The following is a 19,891-nucleotide window of genomic DNA, read 5'->3' on the forward strand; positions in this document are numbered from 1 at the left end:
TTACTTTTTATTTCTGTTATATTGATCTGCCGGATACACCTTTGTTTTGGTAATCCATTTATTATTGAGCTTTTCTTTCGTTATGACCTTCACCTGATCTTCATTGGTCATATCCTCTTCTTTTTCCAACACCGTATCCAGCCCTTTATTCGGGATAACAGCATATTCTGTGGTAAAAATTCTGCAGCAACCGGACTTACCATAGGAAATAAGACGTTTGCGTTTGGCGTCCGTTTCAAAAAAATCAAAACCATTTGAGCCAAGGTCTGTAAGTTCTTTACTTTTTACAAATGCCATTCTTGTGCTGTTGAAATACATACACATCATACGAAGCCGAGCTGTAGTTTCCCATATTTCCGTTTCTTATGGCCACATCTTCCGTCCCGTCAAAATTAAAGTCATCGATAATCACAGCACGTTGATCTTTCGAAAGTGGAATCAGTTTCCCTTGGGTTAGCTTCTGGCCTTGGCCTGTATATATAACAAGGTCATCAGAAACAAATGTCTGTACCTTGCTGTTTTTATGGTCAAACAGGTCTACAGTTCCCTTTCCTCCACATCTGTCATCGTAACAATCTTCTATCCGGATGATGGCATCATAGCTTTTTGATACATTCTTAACTTCAAACTGATACTGTCCAAAACATAGCGGACCCAATAAAAGAAATGCTGATAAGTGCCTGTATTTATTCAAAATATTCATGGTATTAGTAAAATGATTTAGGTGTTTTTTATATCTAACAAAAATACGAATCATAATACCGATCTCAAAATCTACATCCCGCTATCTTCCATAATTTCCCTCCCAATAAAAGTATATTCGAAGATAAGAAGCTCTTTCCCGCTATCCGCTCATACTCCTCGCCCCCTTTCTTATGCCGTACTGCTTTGGGGTAACCGCTGCTATCGGGGCTAGGACATGAGTAATGAGTAATGAGTGATGAGTGATGAGTGATGAGTGATGAGTGATGAGTGATGAGTGATAAAAGATCATTTTTTCTCTCCAATTTTCAAAATTCTATTTAAAAATTTAAAATTTTCAGAAATTTTCTTCCAAAATTTGTTGTACTCAAAATTGACAGTAAAAATTATTACGCTGATTTACAATTAATTAAACAATTTATTTTAAAAATTTCACTACTTTGTATTGCATAATACCATTTTATTTACATATCTTTGTAATGTAAAATCGAAATAGGTACAACTAGCTAGGTTCCGAACTTCGAAAATTATATAACTAATTAACAAAACTTATCAAAGATGAATACCGAAAATACCAAAGCGCAAATGCGAAAAGGAATTCTGGAATTCTGTATTCTAAGTCTCATCAATAACCGCGAAATGTATGTTTCTGATCTTATTGATGAACTGAAAAAAGGAAAACTGGATGTAGTGGAAGGAACCCTCTACCCTCTTCTTACAAGACTTAAAAACGGAGAGTTTCTCTCTTACAGATGGGAAGAATCTACAGGAGGACCGCCCAGAAAATATTATCAGATCACAGAAAAAGGAAAACTTTTCCTGGATGAACTTCTCAATACATGGAATGAACTGACAGCCTCAGTAAACCAAATCACCCAACAAAATTAAAAAACAAAGCTATGAACAAGACACTCTCAATAGGACTCGCAGGTTTTTCTTTTACCATAGAAGAACACGCATATATAAAGCTCAGCGATTACCTGAACGCTCTGAGAAGCTCTCTGGATGCTTCTGAGGCTGATGAAGTAATGCATGACATAGAAATCAGAATGGTGGAAATTTTCAAAGATTCTTTAGGAAAACGTGAAGTGATTAATGATACCGATGTAGAAAGAGTAATCGCACAGATCGGAAGCCCTGAAAAAATCGAAGAGCAGGAAGAAGCTTATTATTCTGAAAAAACATCTGCCAGAAACCATAATTCAGGAACTCATTATACCGATAAAAAGCAGCTGTTCCGTGATCCGGAAAAACAAAAAGTTGCCGGAGTTTGTGCAGGTTTAGCTCAATATGTAGGAATGGATATTACTACCATGAGAGCAATCTGGCTGGGAATATTCGTACTAGGAATTTTCACAGCAGCAATTTCCTCTTCATTAATAGGTCTTCTATATGTAATCCTTTGGATCGTACTTCCAAAAGCTGAAACAGCAGCAGATTTCCTGAAAATGCAGGGAAAGCCTATGAACTTCGACAATCTTAAGAATGAGTCCAACAAATTGGTACAATTTGCCAATGAATCTACTCAGAGGGTCGGAGAAATCTATAACGAAAACAAACCATATATCAACAATGCAAGCAGCGGAATCTGGAATGTATTCAAGTATATTGTAGGAGGATTCTTCGTATTGATGGCTGTAAGCAGCATTATCGGAGTCTTTGTATTATTCGGTCTTTTCGGAATGGATACAGACTTCCCGGGTGCCAATGAAATCAGATTCTATATGGACGATCAGGGACTTGATAAAGTACTGGCGGCTATGATGGTAATCGGAAGCTTAATTCCAGCAATTCTTTTCAGTTTATTAAGCATCAAAATATTCTCGCCAAAAACAAAACTGAGAAATATCGGATGGGTTGTAGGTGGTTTATTCCTTCTTCTGATCGGACTTGGAACTTACTTCGGAATCAGCATGGCTAAGAAAGACATGATTTACAGAGGAACCAAGGAAGATGTAGAAAACGTAGCCATCAATACTACTTCAGATACCGTTTATGTAGATGTAAAACAAATCAACATTCCTCAGAACTTCAAAGCGTATAACAATGATATTTATTCTGATAAAAGATCAGTTTACGAAGAAGATTATATTTCTGTAGATGTTACAAGAAAACCAGATATCAAAACGCCTTATCTGATCATCAAAAAAGAAGGAAAAGGATATAACTTCCCTATCCAGCTGACAGTTCCTGTAGAAGTAGTAAACAATAAAATATTACTTCCAAACTACATCAAGTATCCATATGAGCACAGATTCAGAGATTACAGCCTTGATTATGAACTTGTAGTTCCGCAAAAAGCAGTTGTTTTATCCATGAATAAAGATCGTATCCACATGGACGGAGATTTAGACGGAGACGGAATTAACGACGACGATCAGGACAGAGATGATGACAATAACAATGTCAGAATTGAAAAAAATAAAATCACGGTAAACGGCTCCAGTATCGAATACAACTCTGATGACAAAGACAGCATCATTGTAAACGGTAAAAAAGTTCCGAACAACCAGGCAAAGAAAGTAATTGATTCTGCCGTGTCTACTATCAAAAAATCAAATAAAGATATGGACATCAAAATCAAAGACGGAAAAAACGAAATTTCCATACAAACTAAATAATTAACTTCAGAGAGTGGTAGAAGGTGTGAGTGGATGGCAACCGTTTGAAATTCACACCCTTCTTCTCTCAGAAAAGTGAAAATAAAGCCCTATTTAGTTTCTTATGTGAAAAAAAAGGTTTAATTTCGTAAAGCTAAAATTTAATAACCAAACAATCAAAAACACCTCCTTATCATGATACAATTTGCAATGGAATTCGTAATGAAAATCGTAGATTTAATTAGCGGTTTGTTTTAAGAGCGATAATATTTCAATATATTTGTAAAGTATAACCAAAGTTTGGTTATACTTTTTTGTTTTTAATCCGGGAAATCTATGAAAAAGCTATTAGGCAAAGCAATGTTAAAGATATTAGGTTGGAAAGTCGTTCTGCAGGGCGATGTCAACAATCTGAACAGGTGTATCCTTGTGGTTGCACCACATACTCATAATATGGAGTACATTTTAGGAAATTTCGCCTATTGGGCCTTGGAAAAACCTTTAAAAATTATTATCAAGGATGCACACACCAAAGCATGGTATGGAAGCATGGTAAAAGGACTTGGAGGTATCGGAATCGACAGAAGCCAGAAAAATGACCTTGTAAATTTCGTAGCCAACCAGTTTTCAAAGGAAGATTTCAGTCTTGTTATTACTCCGGAAGGAACCCGAAGCTGGGTACCAAAATGGAGAAAAGGATTCTATCACATGGCTTTGGCTGCAAAAGTCCCTATTGTTCTGGCAGCAGGAGATTTTAAAAGAAAAATTGTGTACCTGGGCTATACCATTCCTTATGAAAGAATAGCATCTGTCCCTTTTTCAGAAATCATGCAGGAAATTCAGGACTATTATGTAAAAAATGACATCGTTCCCAAAGTCCCTGCCAACTGGAATCCTAATATTATGGGAACCGGAAATGAAACGGACAGTGTAAAACAAGATTAATCAATCATCATTTATCAATTAGTAAAATGAAAGGTCAGACAAAAGAAGAAATATTAGCATTCATCAATAACTGGGGCGATGTAACTCTTGCCAAAACACTTGAAATTAAATTCATCGATATCGATCTGGAAAATGAAACCCTTACAGCCACAATGCCTGTTCTTCCCAGAACTCATCAGCCGTTTGGAATCATGCACGGAGGAGCGAGTTGCGTTTTAGCTGAAACCTTGGGATCAAGCCTGTCTAATATTTTTATCGATGGTGAAAAATATTATGGAGTGGGAACCAATATCAATTCTAATCACTTAAGAAGTAAAAAAGATGGTATTGTAACTGCTACAGCACGTTTTATCAGAAAAGGTAAAACGATGCATGTATCAGAAATTGAAATCCGTGACGAAAAAGGAGTTTTGATCAATCATACTACAATGACGAATAATATCATTCACAAATAAGTTATTGTAACATAAAAAAAATAAGGAGCTTAAAAAAATTTAAGCTCTTTTTATTTTGACATCTTTAAGACTAGTAATACCTTTGTAAAAAGGAAAATCAAAGCGGGAATTTTCTATAGTATTCTCAATGATGATTTTTCCAAAATCTTTCATAACCCATGATTTATTTCAAACTTCCTTTCGACGAAAGACTTCTTTCTACTGATGAAAAAAATATAAAAAATGCTGTTAACTTTTTTTCCTATAACAGCTTAGATCACATCAGCTTCACTGGAGATATTGTTGAAATTGATGCTTCAGAATTTGCTCATACTTCTATTACCAACGAAGATCTGATTAGCGATTCTACAGATTCTTCTGCCGAAACAAAAGAAGAATACTGCGAAACATTACAGAAAGTGATTGAAGTAATTAAAGATAATCACCTCCCAAAGCTTGTTTACTCCAGAAGAAAGATTTTTAGAGACTTTACTCGTATCGATTATAAGGAAAGTTTCAAAAACGTATGTGAATCTTATCCCAATGCCTTCAGATATCTTTTTAATGATGGAAAAAATGCCTGGATGGGAGCTTTCTCTGAAGTACTGGGAAAGTTTAACAAAAAGACTCACGAGTTTGAAACCATGGCCCTAGCCGGAACTCTTCCGGTATCTGAAGAATGGTCTGAAAAAGAAATTCAAGAACAAAAACCGGTTACCACTTATATTCAGGATATTCTTAAAAGCTATTCTGACAATGTACAGCAATCGGAAACCTATGATCATATTTCCGGTAATATCAAACATTTACGAACAGATTTTAAAACCAGTATAAAACCTGAAGTTCTTGATAAAATTATTCAGGAACTACACCCGACTCCTGCAGTCTGCGGTATTCCAAAAGATTTTTGTAATGAGAATATCCGTAAATATGAAAAATTTCCCCGTGAATTCTATGCAGGTTATATAAAAGTTGAAACAGAAGAAAGTATTCTTTATTTTGTAAATCTACGCTGTGCAAGACTTTATAAAGATTCTGTACATCTTTTTGTAGGAGGCGGAATAACGGCTCAAAGTGACCCGGAAAAAGAATGGAGAGAAACAGAACTGAAGTCTGAAGCAATATTGAAGAATCTGGTTATTTTTTAGATCATACTGGTTTTACGTGTTAATTAAACCACAGATTGCACAGATTTTCACAGATGATTACGTATATCTTCTTGCTGAGTGCAACGCCCTTGCGAACGTTTTAAAGCCATCAATAAGAACTTTGTGAGCTTCGCGTTATACCCCTTAAGTTTTGGCTGAAGCCAATTGAAAATTATCTATTTTTTTAACGGGCTAAAGCCCGTTTCTATTGAATTAACCAAATAATGATTGATGTAATTCATCTACTGGTATTTATAAAATTGCCCACAGATTTCACGAATTTACGCAGATGATTGCATATATCTTCTTGCTGAGTGCAACGCTCTTGCGAACGCTTTTAAAGCCAACAATAAGATCTTTGTGAGCTTTGCGTTACACCCGTAAGTTTTAGGTAAAGCCGATGGATGTCTTATTTTTTTTTAACAGGTTAAAGCCTTTGAAATTTAATGGTAACCAAACCTGATACCTATTACCCATTATCTGCTACGTAATAAAACAAAAAACCTCCTTCCAAAAGAAAGAGGTCTATATCTATATTGAATATATTCAATTTATTTCTTTACACCGATTCTGCTCCAGGTATCCATTACAAAAAGCAGGATAAGGCCTATTGCAGCAGCACCAGCTGAGAATGCAAATCTAATGTTATCTTCATCTCCCAGGATATCTGTTGCCTGCCAGTTGATAGCATAAAGATTGATGGTGATGAATACAATAAACAGTACTAAAAATACTTTATAAAACTTCTTCATGACTCTTAAAAATTAATATAATTCTGCACCAACTGGGCAAAATTTGCGGTGAATAATTTAATTGAAATTGCCAAAAGGATAATTCCGAAAACTTTCTGAAGGATCATCAAAGTAGCATCCCCAATTTTCTTCTCCAGCCATTTCGCTGATTTCAGCACCAAATATACGAAAATTGTGTTAAGAATAATTCCGAAGATAATATTAATATCATGAAATTCAGCTCTAAGAGATAATGCGGTCGTTAGGGTTCCAGCTCCTGCAACCAGCGGAAATGCGATGGGCACAATAGATGCAGCCTTTGCTTCAGTGGTTTTATTAATTTCAATTCCTAAAATCATTTCCAGTGCTATGACAAAAATCACAAAAGCTCCGGCAATAGCAAAGGAATTTACATCAACTCCAATAAGTTTAAGGATCTTATTTCCTACGAACAGGAAAACGATCATAATTGCTCCGGCAGTAATGGCAGCCCTTCCGGCTTCAATCTGTCCAAACTTTTGCTGAAGGCTTACGATAATAGGAACTGACCCTATGATATCGATAACGGCAAAAAGAACCATAAAGCTGGTAACAATCTCTTTAAAAGAAAAACCATCAAAAATTTCCATCTATTTGTAATTAAAAATTTCGCAAAAATATGAAAATAAACTGATTATTTGTTAATTTGTGAATATAAATTAACAATAGTTTTCAAAAGTTCTTCGAGAGCTTCAGCAGATTTCACAGGATTGTATTTTTCCATCTGAACTTTCTGCTGCAGTTTACTGTATTCCTCTGCAACTGAAGAACCTTTGTGCTTTTCAAGAAAAGTCTTAAATTCGGAAGCAGAGCCCTGAAAATACTGACCTCTTACTTCTTCATCCAATTCTTCCAGAGTGATAAAAAACTTTTCATACTCTCCGTTATCTTTAAGATTTTCGAGATATCCAAAATAATCATTGATATCCGTTTTCATCAATTCTCTGATCTCTTTTTCTGTTTCAGCCACTGAACCTAAAGGTTTTGCAGGTATAGTTTCCCTAACTAATGTACGTTTTTTTTGCCAATTTTTAAATAGCAGATAGGCAACAAATAAGCTGATCAGAATCGCAATATTGGTCAAAAGAATATTCCAGTGGAATTTACTTTTTTCTTTTACTTTAAATGACGTGGTTTTTAACACCGGAGTATTTACCGTCTCCAAAAGGTTATTGGTATATTCGTTTACCTTTTCTACCGTAGAACGGGCCTCCAGAATCTGGTCATGCGAAAACGTCCTAAGATCCAGTGTTTTCTGCCCAAGATCTACATATTCTTTACTGGCAGGATCAAAGAAAGCAAATTGTTCGGTTTTAATTGAGATAGCCCCTGATTTTCTAGGGATGATTACATAATTAGCCAGAATTTCACCTTTCATTCCTGTAGTTCCCGGAGTTACTTTAGCGGTAATTTTCGGGGCAAAAACTTCGTAATCCGGAGAAGCAGCAATTTTAGGAAGTTCCATATCCGGTAAATTACCTTCTCCCGAAACTTTTACTACCACATTCAGAGGTTTCTTGGCTTCCGGCTTTTCCTTGGAAGCATTATATACGTTGACATTAAAGTTTCCAACAGCATTTTTAAAGCATTCAGGAGCTCCTTCAGGAAGCTTTCTTACGTTAATTTTAACTTTATTGGAAACGATTTTTGTTTTATTTGAATAGGTGCTTACCGAAGCGGATACTCCGGGAACTTCCACATATCCTGCTTCATTAGGAAATACCATAAACATGGCCAAAACCTGTGAAGGCATGTTTCCATATCCGGAAGGATCTATCTCAGACTTATCAAAATTAATAGGATGTACATTGATATTGTCCTGTTGTGGAAGATGAATATTTTTCACCTTTCTCAGGTTATCCATATTTCTTGAATACACTCTCAGAACAGCTACGGTAGGCTGATCCTGATATACATCTCTGTCATCAATTTCCATATTCAGATATACATCATTGGAGGTATTCGCTGCCAGAGATCTTTTGTCAACAATATCGCGGATATTGACGTCAAAAGGTTCTGTTTTATAAATTCTGTTGTTGACGGTAACAAGAACGGAACCGATTTTTATTTTCCCTTTTTTCTTAGGTTCAAGGGCAATTCTGGAAACTTTCTGGGTAATTAAAGTATTGGTAGCAGGATCAATCACAGTATTGGTAACAGATCCGCTTCCTATGATATTAAATTTTGAAAGATCCGGAAGCTGAAAACCTGTTTGCTGTACGAGATCACTTCCGTTTAGTTCAAGAACAATGGTCAGATTAATGATATCCTTACCTGCGTATTCGGTTTTATCTGCATCCATGGATAGATTTACCTGTCCGTAAGTAATTACGGATGCCAGCGTTAGCAATATGTAAATCAATTTATGCTGCATCACCAATCTTTCTCGTTGCTTTCAGGCATCGAATAAGAATTTTTATTTAAAATTCTTCTGGCGGTTTCTTTTTCTTTTTCGTTTATTTTATCTAAGATCGCATTTTCAAGATTCTTTGGCATTCTGCCTTCATTATTTTGATTCTGCTTAGGATTGTCACCCTGGTCACTTTTACCTTCGTTCTGTGGGCCGTTACCCTGATCCTGTTTTTTGTCCTTGTCGCCTTTCTGATCATCCCCTTTGTTCTGATCATTTCCGCCGCCGCCTTTTCCTGAGTTATTCTGTTCGTTTTTTTGCTGTTGTTTTTCTTTTTCTTTCAGTTTGGCAATCTCATAATTTTTTCTGGTTACCTCACTGTGTGGGTCCTGCTTCAAAGCCTTCTTGTAATAGTCAGCGGCTTTTTCCGGCTGATTCATCTGCATATAAGCATTTCCTAAATTATGAAGAGCAGCAGTTTTGTCAGGAAGTGTCTGTGAAAGTTTTTCTGCCTTTTCAAACTCAGCCTTTGCTTCTTCATATTTTTTACTTTTATATAATGCATTCCCCATATTATAATGAGCGGTAAAATCTTTATCGTTGGATTTTATCGCTTCCATATACTTTGAGGAGGCACCATCATAATCTTTACCGTCAAATTTCTGGTTGCCTTCGTACACTAAATTCTTATAGCTTTCCTGCCCAAACATGAAGCCTGAGAACGAAATGGCAACAATAAACGATAAAAATATGATTTTAGTATTCATCACTTGCAAAATTATTCCTTTATATGTTAAGAAACAGAGTTTTATTTGTTAAAATTCGGTTAAAGTAGTTGTAGAATTTCTTCTATAAATACAGGAATTTTACACATTAAAATCTTTTTTAGGATTAAAAATATAAATTAAAAAGAAAAATAGCAGAGACGCTGCAAGAAAATACTGATAATAATGATTGGCATTCTGTGATTTTACCATAGTTTCCGCACCAGTAGATTTTTTATTGACAGCATCTACAATCCGATCCGGAGCTTCATTGATATTATTTCCGTCAATATAAGTTCCATCTGTAGACTCAGCCATTTTCTTTAATGCTTCTGTCTGTCTTTTTGATATTACCGTACCTCCATTGGCATCGGTTTTATACCCCATCAGTTGTCCGAACACATATTCCGGAACCGGCGCACCTTCATCTGTACCCACTCCTACAGAAGTAATGCTTATTCCTTCTTTATTAGCTAATCTGATGGCAGCATTATCATTTCCCTCATTATCTTCACCGTCACTCAGAAGAATCACTTTTCGGGATCCTTTGCTGACATTTTTAAATTTTTCAGCCGCAGCCTGCATTCCTTTCAGAAAGTCCGTTCCCTGAATTTGCATAGAGCTGGTTTCAATACCGCTGATATAAGTTTCTGCAGAATTATAGTCCGTTGTAAGAGGCATAATAGACATGGCATTACCTGCAAAAATCACTATACCTACTTTATCATTATTCATTTTCTTCATGGTAGCCAGCATCAGATTTTTGGCTTCTGTGAGACGGCTTGGATCTATATCTTCAGCATTCATGGAATTGGATACATCCAGCATAAAGATAACATTATTCAGTTTCTGGGTACTTTTTACTTCTTCTGAACCGTTCAGAAGATCAATGATAGAGAATATCAGAAATAGTGTTCCCAATAAGTATAAAGCAGGGAAAAACTTTGTAAATCCTGACCTTTTTTCAAATAAATTTTCGTGAAACTGGCTGGCAGCAAAAATTTCTCTTTTTTTGTTTCTCCATTGTAAAAACCGGATCAAAAAGATAGCTAACAGCGGCAGAAGCAACAGTAAAAATAAATACCAATAATTTCCTAAAGACCAACTCATCAGCTTAAAATTTTATAAAACACCCATCTCAACAATGCATCCAACACCAACATAGCCAGTGCAATCCAAAGAAATATTTTGAAATATTCTTCATAATTGTACAGCTTGGAAACCTTTATATCAGATTTTTCCAGTTGGTTGATCTCATTGTATACTTCTTCCAGACTACTGTTTGAGGTAGCTCTGAAATATTTACCTCCAGTTGTCTGTGCTATTTCTCTCAAGGTATTTTCATCAATGGTAACCTCTGTTTCCGTAAAGATAAGATCTCCGAAAATATCCTGCGATGTCGGCATCAATGCATAACCATTGGTCCCGATTCCTATTGAATATACCTTTATATTATTATTTTTTGCCAGTTCAGCGGCAAGCTGTGTGGGAATCGCATTCTGAATATTGCTTACTCCATCCGTCATCAGAATAACCACTTTACTCTTGGCTTTACTTTTAATCAAATGATTTACTGCTACAGAAAGCCCTTCTCCAATGGCTGTTCCAGGTTCAAGACCTGCCGAATTCAGATTTTTAATTTCATCAATAACAACCTGGTGATCTGAAGTAACAGGAACTTTAGTAAACGCTTCAGCGGCATAGGCTACCACTCCTATTCTGTCATTGGGACGTTTCTGAACAAATTTTACGGCGATATCTTTCAATGCAGTGATTCTGTCCGGAGTGAGATCTTTCGCCAGCATACTTAAAGAAACATCAATAGATAACATAATATCGACTCCCTTTGTATCATCTCTGTCCTGAGAAATGGTAAATGTTCTCGGCCTTGCCATGGCAATAATCAAAGCAGAAAGAATAATATACTTTGAAATTTTCAGTAAAAAAAGTACCCCCTGAATCCCTCCGCTGTGATCCATATTTTTTACCGTAGGAACTTTTATACCTTTTCTTTTCTTTCTTCCAATATCTTTAATTAAAAGTGGAATAAACAGCAGAAAAAGCAGCAAAAACCATGGGCTGTAAAACTCAAAATTAAACATCCTTCCTTAAGTTTTCGAATTCTAAATCTTTGGATGATCTTTTCACAAAATCTCTGATATTGGCAAAATCCCTTTCCATTGTTTCCTGATCAGGGAATGTCTTGGCAAATTTCACCAGGTCTCCCCTAAGAAATACATCTTCTATTATTTTTTCGTTGTCCTGCGAGATGGTATTATTTTTTTTCATGACATCAATGAGATCATCAGTAAGAAGTACATCTGCCGGAAGACGGTATTGTTTTGTAATGAAGGTTCTGGAAATATCGATCAGTTCCACATAAAACGAACGGAAGTTTCCTCCTTCAATATATTTTTTCTTTTTAAGAGAATCGAGTTCTTTTAAGGTCTGGTTGGTTGCCACTACAGGAGAGCTCTTTGATTTTCTTCCCCATTTTATAAACATAATAATTGCAATGATGACTGCAATACCAGCCAATGCAGCAAGAATATAAAACTTATAAAGCTCCCAGTAATCTTTGGCTTCAAGTTTCACCTGCTTATTATTCATGATATCATTGATCTGATCTGCTTTTTGAGCCGTATTAATGACATCTATTTCGTAAGGAATTGTTTTAAGTATTCGATCTCCTACTTTGAACTCCAGTTCCGGAATGGTAAATTTTCCTTCTTCAAAAACAGCAAATTCTATTTTTCTTTCATAAGTGTTAGCTGTTTGTCCGATACTGTCTTTGGTTTCTTCAAAATGAAAAGGTAACAGCTCATTTTTGGCTGCTGAAGTAACCTGCTGCTCATTCAGGTTGTCAATCTTTATGGTAAGATGATTGATTTCTCCAAGCGCAAGGGTTTTCTTTTCTACATTAGAGGATAATATCTGTGAAAAAGCATTTGCACAGATCAGAAAAGATAATATTAAAAGTATTTTTCTCAATGTTAAAATAATCAAGGCAGCTGCCTCATGTTTTTTAGTTACAGGCAAAGCCTGATGTTATTTTTTCTGAAAGTAATTATACAATAATTTTGAATAATCCGAACCGGTATTAATATTCATAAAACTGGCGGAGCTGTTGGCAAAATCTTCTTCCAAAGTTCTCAGTTTTTGTTTTTGAGCTTCCGCGAAGGTATAACGCCATCTCGCGCTGGAAGTATTGGCCCATATTTCTTTTCCGGTTTCCACATCAAGTAAACGGGCATATCCTACATCAGGAATTTCATTATCTTTTTCATCATAAATCCTCATTCCCAGCAACTGATGCTTCTTGGAAGCTACTCTCAGCATTTTGGAATCATAGGCATCTTCAAAATCTGAAAACAGAAATACCAGGGATTTTCTTTTAAAAATCCCCATCATATATTCCATTGCCTTGTCTATTTTAGATTCTGCCGGAACATAATCTGCAGTGAGAATATTGCTGATAATGGAAAGAATATGCTTTCTCCCTTTTTGAGGAGGAATTACTTTATATACTTTATCTGCAAACAGGATCAGTCCTACCTTATCATTATTTCCGGCTGCTGAAAATCCTAAACTGGCCGCAATTTCGGCTACATATTCTCTTTTCAGCTGAACTTTTGTGCCATAATCCATGGAAGCGGAAATATCAACGAGAATCATCATCGTCAATTCCCTTTCTTCTTCCATTACTTTTACGAATGGCTCACGGAAACGTGCGGTTTTATTCCAGTCGATTCTTCTGATCTCATCTCCAAACTGGTAGGGGCGCACTTCCGAGAAGGTCATCCCCTGTCCTTTAAAGGCACTGTGATATTGTCCCATTAAAGCAGCCTCCGTCTTTTTTCTGGTACGGATTTCAATCTGCTTTACTTTTTTTACAATATCTTTTATCTGCATAGACTAATTCAAAATTCAAAGTTTAAAATTCAAAGTTAAATACTGGTGCGGGATCCGGGTTTTTAGGTTAGTCTTTAAACTCAATGGATACGTTCGACCATTCATTATCAAACTTTGTGTTGTATTTTTTATAAAAATTGATGGCTGGTTCATTCCAGTTCAATACCTGAAATACCATTCCACTGTAATTATTGGTTTTACCATATTCCAGCGTCGCATCAAATAATTTCTTTCCGATCTGCTTTCCTCTCAGCTTTTCAGTAACCACAAGATCTTCAAGATACAGTCTTCTTCCCTTCCACGTTGAATATCTGTCATAATACAGTGATATTCCAACTATTTCTCCTTCATATTCTGCCACGAAAGCCCCCCAAACAGGAGAAGCTCCGAAACCATCCTGAGTAAAATCCTCCAAAGTAACGGTTACTTCATGCAGTGCTTTTTCATACTCAGCCAATTCTTTTATCAAATCTAACATGGAAGCACAATCCTGCTGAACTGCTTTTCTTATGATCACATCACTCATTATGGTGCCTGTATTTTTGCTAAAATTCTATTGATAATTTCTTCTGTTGAAATTTCTTCGGCTTCAGCTTCAAACGTTAAACCTATTCTGTGTCTCAACACATCTTTTGCCAATGCTTTTACATCTTCCGGAATGACAAATGCTCTTCCTTTTAAGAAGGCGTAAGCTCTTGAGGCAATAGCAAGATTAATGGATGCTCTTGGGGAAGCTCCGAAACTGATATAATTTTTAAGTTCAGACAGTCCGTAATTTTCCGGATAACGGGTTGCAAACACCATATCAAGGATATATTTTTCAATTTTCTCGTCGAGATAAATCTGGTTGATCAGTTCTTTTGCATCTACAATGTCCTGAAGGGAAATTACAGGTTTTACCGTAGGCTGATGTGAAGTTGACACCATTCTCATTACCTGTCTTTCGTCTTCAAAAGCAGGATAATCTATGGTACACTTCAACATAAAACGATCGCTTTGTGCTTCAGGCAAAAGGTAAGTTCCTTCCTGATCAATTGGGTTTTGCGTTGCCAGTACCAGGAACGGTTTGGGAAGCTTCATAGTTTCATCACCAATGGTCACCTGTTTTTCCTGCATCACTTCCAGAAGAGCCGACTGTACTTTTGCCGGCGCACGGTTGATCTCATCCGCCAAAACAAAGTTCGCAAATACCGGTCCTTTTTTTATAGAAAAATCATTGTCCTTGATATTGAAGATCATAGTTCCTACTACGTCTGCAGGAAGTAAATCCGGCGTAAACTGAATCCTTGAGAAATCTCCGTGAACAGCATCTGCCAGTGTTTTTATCGCTAAGGTTTTGGCCAGTCCGGGTACTCCTTCAAGAAGAACGTGTCCATTTCCCAAAAGCCCTACCAAAAGACGGTCTACCATGTATTCCTGCCCAATAATAACTTTGTTGATTTCCTGTCTCAGAAGAGAAAATAAGTAGTTTTTTTCCTTTACTTTTTCCGTCAATTGGCGGATATCTTCAGCTTGATATATCTCTGACATAGCTTGATTTAAAATAAGTGGTAAATTTCTGATAAATACTTGCATTAATCAACATAATAAATGCCATTTTTGAGTTAAAGTTTGTTAAAAATCTTGGATTAACGAGACATTTAAAGCTATAACGCTGAATTTCTTAGGTATAAATAAACTCAAATTACATCAAGTCCTGTCTCTATTTTTATTATTATTCATAAAAAATGTCACAAAATCACTTTTGCAACATTTTAATTTATCTTCTTGATTTTAGTCAGAAAATTGATTATATACTGTTAAAGTTTGGTTATAGTAATGGTAAATATATTTTCAGGAGCATCAGTAGTATCTTCATAAGCTCCGACATTTATAAAATAGTCTGTTCCAGACACCGTGGTAATCGTAAGCGTTTCTGCGGTACCTCCACCACCATTATCAACAGTTCCGGTACAGGATAAATTACTGCAGCTGCCACTATACACCCCTATCTGTGGATCATAGCTACTGCCGGAGGGCATAGTCACTTTAATAGTATACTGACTGCCATCACCAGTGAACTTAAACCATGTACCATCATTCATTCCTGTATCTCCATTACTTGTACATACGCTTATATTTCCTGTGTTATTGGTCGTAGATACAGCGTCATCCTGAGTATAGCTGTAAGGAAATACGGATGCCGGCAATGCTCCTGTACATGCATCGTTTACTGGTATTGGAGGAACAGTTTTAAAAACAAGTTCTGAACATCCTGAAGATTCTGTATTCCCCGACACGGATGTTACTTTTAAATAATAAGTTGTTCCGGCTGTAAGTGCTGTGGAAGGGGTAAAACTATTTCCTGAAACGGTCTGCTGATTAATAACATCAGAGCTTCCTGAACTTGTTCCCAGCGAAATTTTGTAAGATGTAGCTCCTGAAGCCGGAAGCCAGCTGAAATTTGGGGTTAAAGAAATATTCTGAGTATTATTTACCGGATAAATAACAAAAGGACATGCCGGTCCGGCACTTGGTGTAAGGCCTGAAATGGTAACTGATGATTTATAATCCGCCCTGATACCTCCGGGAGGAGAAGCAATATCCACTACGGCGCGATCTCCTTTATAATACAGTGTTGAATAAGGAAGATGAGGGTAAACATGAAAAGCTTCATCAAAATTATTGATATCGATATTCGGAGAATTCTCTTTTGCCGCAATAACCAGATTATCAACATTATTATAAGCAAATGGTGTAGTAAAAACAACTTCAACTTTATTATTGTTCTTGGTTACAGTTCCTGTGAACACTTGTGTCAACTGTGCAGCAGGAATCCAGTCTGTACCTGAAGCAAAGGCAGTTTTTGACGTATGTCCAAGATAGACAGTCCAGTTTGAAGATTCAGTAATGGTAGAGGAAGAATCCACATAAAATGTAAGCCCTGTAATATTGCCTGCAGCATTGGCATTAACTTCCTGCTTAGGGTATATCTGCTGTACATAAGAATAGGAAAAAAAACTGCTTACAGGAGCAGTACCTACTGTTGAACTTCCAATATTGATGTTGATCTGAGCGTTCAACCCCACTACTACAAAAAACAAAGCTAAAAGTAAAATTCTTTTCATTATTAATAATGTTTACCTGGAATACCATGCTAATTTAACAATAAATACTCTGATTACAGCAATAAAAAAAATATTTCATCACATAATTCAATATAAAGAAACAATTTAGACAAAAATATATCCAACATTAAAAACAATAAATACTCAGCAACAAAACAACCATAAAATGTAAAAATAAAGAAATTAAAAGTAATTTTGATACATATTTCATATATTTACACTAAACATCAATAACATGTATAAAAAGCTATTCTTTTCCAGTTTTTTGATTACCAATCTCGTTTTCGCCCAAACGACAATGACCAATATAATTTCAGATGCTGTGTACTATGATGGCTATGCCGCGACAGTATCCAACCCTACGCCCGCCGGTTTGACGAGACTGACAAACGCCAGATACACAAGGAAGCTTACTGATGCTGAATTAGATGCTTTCAAAGCTAAGATTGCAATGCGGGTAACAATAGCGGCACTGTGTGATAATTATGACCGCCTTGGAGAGGTCTTTTTAGCAATGGTTCCTAAAAACCAATCTACTTATACTGTCGATGATCCTAATGTCAAAAGAATAGAGGTAGGCAGATATATTACTCCTTTCATGAATAAAAACAAAACTCCTTCTGAAGTTCCCTATACCTATGATGTAAGTAATTTATACAGCATATTTCATGATACAGCATTACGTGGCCAGTATGATCTCTATATGGAATTAGATGTTTTCGGGGTTCCTTATGCAGCTCAAACTCAGGTCTCAGGCTGCGCAAACAGAATTGATGTTTTTTCAGGGACTCTTACTTTTTTCTCAACGGATACAGGAGCAACGCCTTCCGATACCAATACGCTCGTTCCGATACTAAGTTATAACAGCCTCAATAATTATAACAGCACTGATGTTACCGGAGAAACAGTTAGAATTGTTACTTTTAATCTGCCAAGCCCTGTTACCAATGCCCGTTTTTTTGTAATATCGACTCCGCATGGCGCCAACAGTGGTGGTGAAGAGTATGTCAGAAGACAAAACTATACCTATGTAGATGATGTACAAGTTCTCACCTATACTCCCGGAGGTATTTCATGTGAACCCTACCGTGTATACAACACTCAGGGGAACGGCATCTATGGTTCTTCCCCTAAAACCTTTGCTAACTGGACTTCATGGAATAACTGGTGTCCTGGAAATTCTGTTCCCATCAGAGAATTTACAGTACCCAACTTGACTACAGGCTTTCACACCTTGAAACATACGATTCCAACTGCTGTTTTCAATCAACAGCAGGGAGAAGTAAGGCTATCGGTTTATATGCAAGGGAAAAGCAACACAACATTGAATGTAAAAGATATCAGAACAGTGGATGTAAATATTTACCCCAATCCTACTTCTGACTTTGTCAATGTAAAATCAAAAGTAGAAGTCAATTCAATAAGCATTTTCAATATGGAAGGCAGAAAACTTTCCGAGACTTATAAAGAGAACAGAATAGATCTTTCCTCATACAGCGCAGGAGTTTATTTTTTAAATATTGTTTTAAAAGATGGAACCACCTTTAAGCACAAAATCATAAAAAAGTAACTACAGACAGATCTTTCGAAATACAACATTAAAAACCCTCTCTGAAACTTTTCTCAGGAGGGTTTTATATTAATCGTCATGTAAAATCAAACCTAAAAATCCTCTGATATCAATCAAAAGCAGTAAAAAAAACTCCTTTAATTCATTCTTTTCCCAAACCGTTAAAAAACTTTAACTTCAATCCTTTACCCAAAAAAATTGTCATTTCCAGTTTATTAAACTATTTTTGGTGATTAAAAATTTTGCAAAATGAATTATCATTTTCAAGCACACAGACAGGTAAGAAAGAACCTTTTAGATATCCTTCAGAACACATCTCATGAGGATTTGATTCTGATTCCGGATGGTTTCAACAACAATATTTACTGGAATATTGCACATACTGTTGCCACACAGCAGCTATTGCACTATTACCTGAGCGGAAACCCTTTCCGTATTGACAAGTATTGGATTGAAACCTACAAGAAAGGAACTTTGCCCAACTTAAATGTTCAGAAATCAGAAGTGGAAGATTTGGAATTTTTACTTACAGAAACTTCTAAGATTTTAATGAAGGATTATGACAGTGACTTCTTCTCAGATTATACTCCGTACACCACAAGTTTCGGAATGGATCTGAAAAGCATCCAGGATGCCATTATCTTCAACAATATGCATGAGAGCCTTCACTATGGATACGTGATGGCACAGAAAAGAGCAATTTTAGGAGAGAAAGGGAGATAGTGAATTTTGCTGCGCAAGCCAATGGTCAAATGTGAATATATGCACATCAGAATTGACTTACAGCGTAAAATTCTCAATTGACAATTCACTCTATAACTATATAATAAATTTTCAATGAAAGACGATTTTATTTTCGGGCTGCGTCCCGTGATTGAAGCAATTGAAGCGGGAAAAACGATTGACAAGGTCTTTGTGCAGAATGCACTTCAGGGCCCTATTTATGCTGAATTAAAAGCCATTTTAGCGAAAAATAAAATCCGTCCCAATTATGTTCCGGTTGAAAAACTGAACCGTTTTACAAGAAAAAACCACCAGGGTGTGGTGGCTTTTATTTCGGATGTACCGTTTCATAAAGTGGAGGATATTGTTCCACAATTATTCGAACAGGGAAAAACTCCTTTTCTTTTGATTCTGGACAGACTTACAGATGTAAGAAACTTCGGAGCGATCTGCAGAACAGCAGAATGCGTAGGTGTGGATGCTATCATCATCCCGGAAAAGGGAGCCGCTCCTATTAACTCTGATGCTATAAAAACCTCTGCAGGGGCTATTTACAATATTAAAATATGTAAGGAAAACAACCTGGCTCATGCTGTAGATTTCCTTCAGCAAAGTGGAATTTCTGTATATGCAGCCAGTGAAAAAGCTCAGAAGTTGATTTATGATGTCAACCTTACAGAACCATGTGCAATTGTTATGGGAAATGAAGAAACCGGAATTTCTAAAGAAGTATTGCATCATGCTGATGAAAAAATAAAACTTCCTATTGAAGGAAAAACTCAATCTCTGAATGTTTCTGTAGCATGTGGAGCGATTTTGTATGAGGCGGTAAGACAGAAAATGACCGTGATACCAAATCCTTAAAC

Annotated in this window: 21 protein-coding genes; 8 read left to right on the top strand and 13 right to left on the bottom strand. The window is 36.3% G+C overall.

The genetic code is table 11. The features are described 5' to 3' along the window. Together FB551_RS11350 and FB551_RS11355 are read right to left on the bottom strand one after the other, a co-directional pair. Complete coding sequence (locus FB551_RS11350) at positions 1 to 297, bottom strand: hypothetical protein (RefSeq protein WP_142017539.1); 297 nt, start codon at positions 295 to 297, stop codon at positions 1 to 3. After that, positions 278 to 703, bottom strand: a complete 426-nt coding sequence (locus tag FB551_RS11355; RefSeq protein ID WP_142017541.1) for an XAC2610-related protein — start codon at positions 701 to 703, stop codon at positions 278 to 280. The genes FB551_RS11350 and FB551_RS11355 overlap by 20 nt, the downstream gene beginning before the upstream one ends. Positions 704 to 1,260: 557 nt before the next feature. On the opposite strand from FB551_RS11355, the gene FB551_RS11360 reads away from it, so the two are divergent. From FB551_RS11360 to FB551_RS11380, 5 genes are all read left to right on the top strand, one after another. Continuing rightward, entirely contained in the window at positions 1,261 to 1,590 is a 330-nt protein-coding gene (locus FB551_RS11360; protein WP_002977573.1) for a PadR family transcriptional regulator, read from the top strand. 11 nt (positions 1,591 to 1,601) lie between these two features. Continuing rightward, the gene (locus FB551_RS11365) at positions 1,602 to 3,323 is read left to right on the top strand and encodes a PspC domain-containing protein (RefSeq protein WP_142017543.1); all 1,722 of its coding nucleotides are present in this window, start codon (positions 1,602 to 1,604) and stop codon (positions 3,321 to 3,323) included. Between the two features lie 315 nt (positions 3,324 to 3,638). Beyond that, positions 3,639 to 4,247: a 1-acyl-sn-glycerol-3-phosphate acyltransferase gene (locus FB551_RS11370; protein WP_142017545.1), complete on the top strand. Its 609-nt coding sequence runs from the start codon at positions 3,639 to 3,641 to the stop codon at positions 4,245 to 4,247. A 26-nt stretch (positions 4,248 to 4,273) separates the two neighbouring features. Beyond that, positions 4,274 to 4,702, top strand: a complete 429-nt coding sequence (locus FB551_RS11375) for a PaaI family thioesterase (RefSeq protein ID WP_047434068.1) — start codon at positions 4,274 to 4,276, stop codon at positions 4,700 to 4,702. A gap of 158 nt (positions 4,703 to 4,860) precedes the next feature. Then, positions 4,861 to 5,829 (top strand): chorismate-binding protein, encoded by a 969-nt coding sequence (locus tag FB551_RS11380; protein WP_142017547.1) that lies wholly within the window; start codon positions 4,861 to 4,863, stop codon positions 5,827 to 5,829. Between the two features lie 551 nt (positions 5,830 to 6,380). Here FB551_RS11380 and FB551_RS11385 read toward each other — a convergent pair. The 11 genes from FB551_RS11385 to FB551_RS11435 all read right to left on the bottom strand — a co-directional run bounded on the left by FB551_RS11385 (position 6,381) and on the right by FB551_RS11435 (position 16,732). After that, complete coding sequence (locus FB551_RS11385; protein WP_047434073.1) at positions 6,381 to 6,581, bottom strand: hypothetical protein; 201 nt, start codon at positions 6,579 to 6,581, stop codon at positions 6,381 to 6,383. A 5-nt stretch (positions 6,582 to 6,586) separates the two neighbouring features. Continuing rightward, entirely contained in the window at positions 6,587 to 7,189 is a 603-nt protein-coding gene (locus FB551_RS11390) for a MarC family protein (RefSeq protein WP_047434074.1), read from the bottom strand. Positions 7,190 to 7,233: 44 nt separating this feature from the next. Next, the gene (locus FB551_RS11395; RefSeq protein ID WP_142017549.1) at positions 7,234 to 8,973 is read right to left on the bottom strand and encodes a BatD family protein; all 1,740 of its coding nucleotides are present in this window, start codon (positions 8,971 to 8,973) and stop codon (positions 7,234 to 7,236) included. Beyond that, positions 8,973 to 9,716 carry a tetratricopeptide repeat protein gene (locus FB551_RS11400; RefSeq protein WP_052187114.1) on the bottom strand — a complete coding sequence of 248 codons (744 nt, stop codon included), beginning with the start codon at positions 9,714 to 9,716 and terminating at the stop codon, positions 8,973 to 8,975. Before FB551_RS11400 ends, FB551_RS11395 begins: the two co-directional genes overlap by 1 nt. 99 nt (positions 9,717 to 9,815) lie before the next feature. After that, positions 9,816 to 10,823 (bottom strand): vWA domain-containing protein, encoded by a 1,008-nt coding sequence (locus FB551_RS11405; RefSeq protein WP_047434080.1) that lies wholly within the window; start codon positions 10,821 to 10,823, stop codon positions 9,816 to 9,818. Further along, positions 10,823 to 11,815 carry a VWA domain-containing protein gene (locus FB551_RS11410; protein WP_142017551.1) on the bottom strand — a complete coding sequence of 331 codons (993 nt, stop codon included), beginning with the start codon at positions 11,813 to 11,815 and terminating at the stop codon, positions 10,823 to 10,825. The genes FB551_RS11405 and FB551_RS11410 overlap by 1 nt, the downstream gene beginning before the upstream one ends. Then, positions 11,808 to 12,704, bottom strand: a complete 897-nt coding sequence (locus tag FB551_RS11415; protein ID WP_142017553.1) for a BatD family protein — start codon at positions 12,702 to 12,704, stop codon at positions 11,808 to 11,810. Before FB551_RS11415 ends, FB551_RS11410 begins: the two co-directional genes overlap by 8 nt. Positions 12,705 to 12,761: 57 nt before the next feature. Further along, positions 12,762 to 13,625 carry a DUF58 domain-containing protein gene (locus tag FB551_RS11420; RefSeq protein ID WP_047434084.1) on the bottom strand — a complete coding sequence of 288 codons (864 nt, stop codon included), beginning with the start codon at positions 13,623 to 13,625 and terminating at the stop codon, positions 12,762 to 12,764. 67 nt (positions 13,626 to 13,692) lie between these two features. Beyond that, positions 13,693 to 14,151, bottom strand: coding sequence for a GNAT family N-acetyltransferase (locus FB551_RS11425; protein WP_142017555.1), 459 nt, complete (start codon positions 14,149 to 14,151; stop codon positions 13,693 to 13,695). Beyond that, on the bottom strand, positions 14,151 to 15,155 hold the full coding sequence (locus FB551_RS11430; RefSeq protein WP_047435863.1) for an AAA family ATPase: 1,005 nt from the start codon (positions 15,153 to 15,155) through the stop codon (positions 14,151 to 14,153). The genes FB551_RS11425 and FB551_RS11430 overlap by 1 nt, the downstream gene beginning before the upstream one ends. Before the next feature lie 269 nt (positions 15,156 to 15,424). Then, positions 15,425 to 16,732, bottom strand: a complete 1,308-nt coding sequence (locus FB551_RS11435; protein WP_142017557.1) for an Ig-like domain-containing protein — start codon at positions 16,730 to 16,732, stop codon at positions 15,425 to 15,427. 235 nt (positions 16,733 to 16,967) lie between these two features. Between FB551_RS11435 and FB551_RS11440 the strand changes: the two genes are divergently transcribed. From FB551_RS11440 to rlmB, 3 genes are all read left to right on the top strand, one after another. Beyond that, positions 16,968 to 18,302, top strand: coding sequence for a peptide-N-glycosidase F-related protein (locus FB551_RS11440; protein ID WP_142017559.1), 1,335 nt, complete (start codon positions 16,968 to 16,970; stop codon positions 18,300 to 18,302). A 249-nt stretch (positions 18,303 to 18,551) separates the two neighbouring features. Next, entirely contained in the window at positions 18,552 to 19,025 is a 474-nt protein-coding gene (locus tag FB551_RS11445; RefSeq protein ID WP_047434092.1) for a DinB family protein, read from the top strand. Positions 19,026 to 19,139: 114 nt separating this feature from the next. After that, positions 19,140 to 19,889 (top strand): 23S rRNA (guanosine(2251)-2'-O)-methyltransferase RlmB, encoded by a 750-nt coding sequence (rlmB, locus tag FB551_RS11450; protein ID WP_047434093.1) that lies wholly within the window; start codon positions 19,140 to 19,142, stop codon positions 19,887 to 19,889. Positions 19,890 to 19,891: the final 2 nt, after the last annotated feature.

The organism is Chryseobacterium aquifrigidense, assembly GCF_006716485.1.
Lineage (GTDB): Bacteria > Bacteroidota > Bacteroidia > Flavobacteriales > Weeksellaceae > Chryseobacterium > Chryseobacterium vietnamense.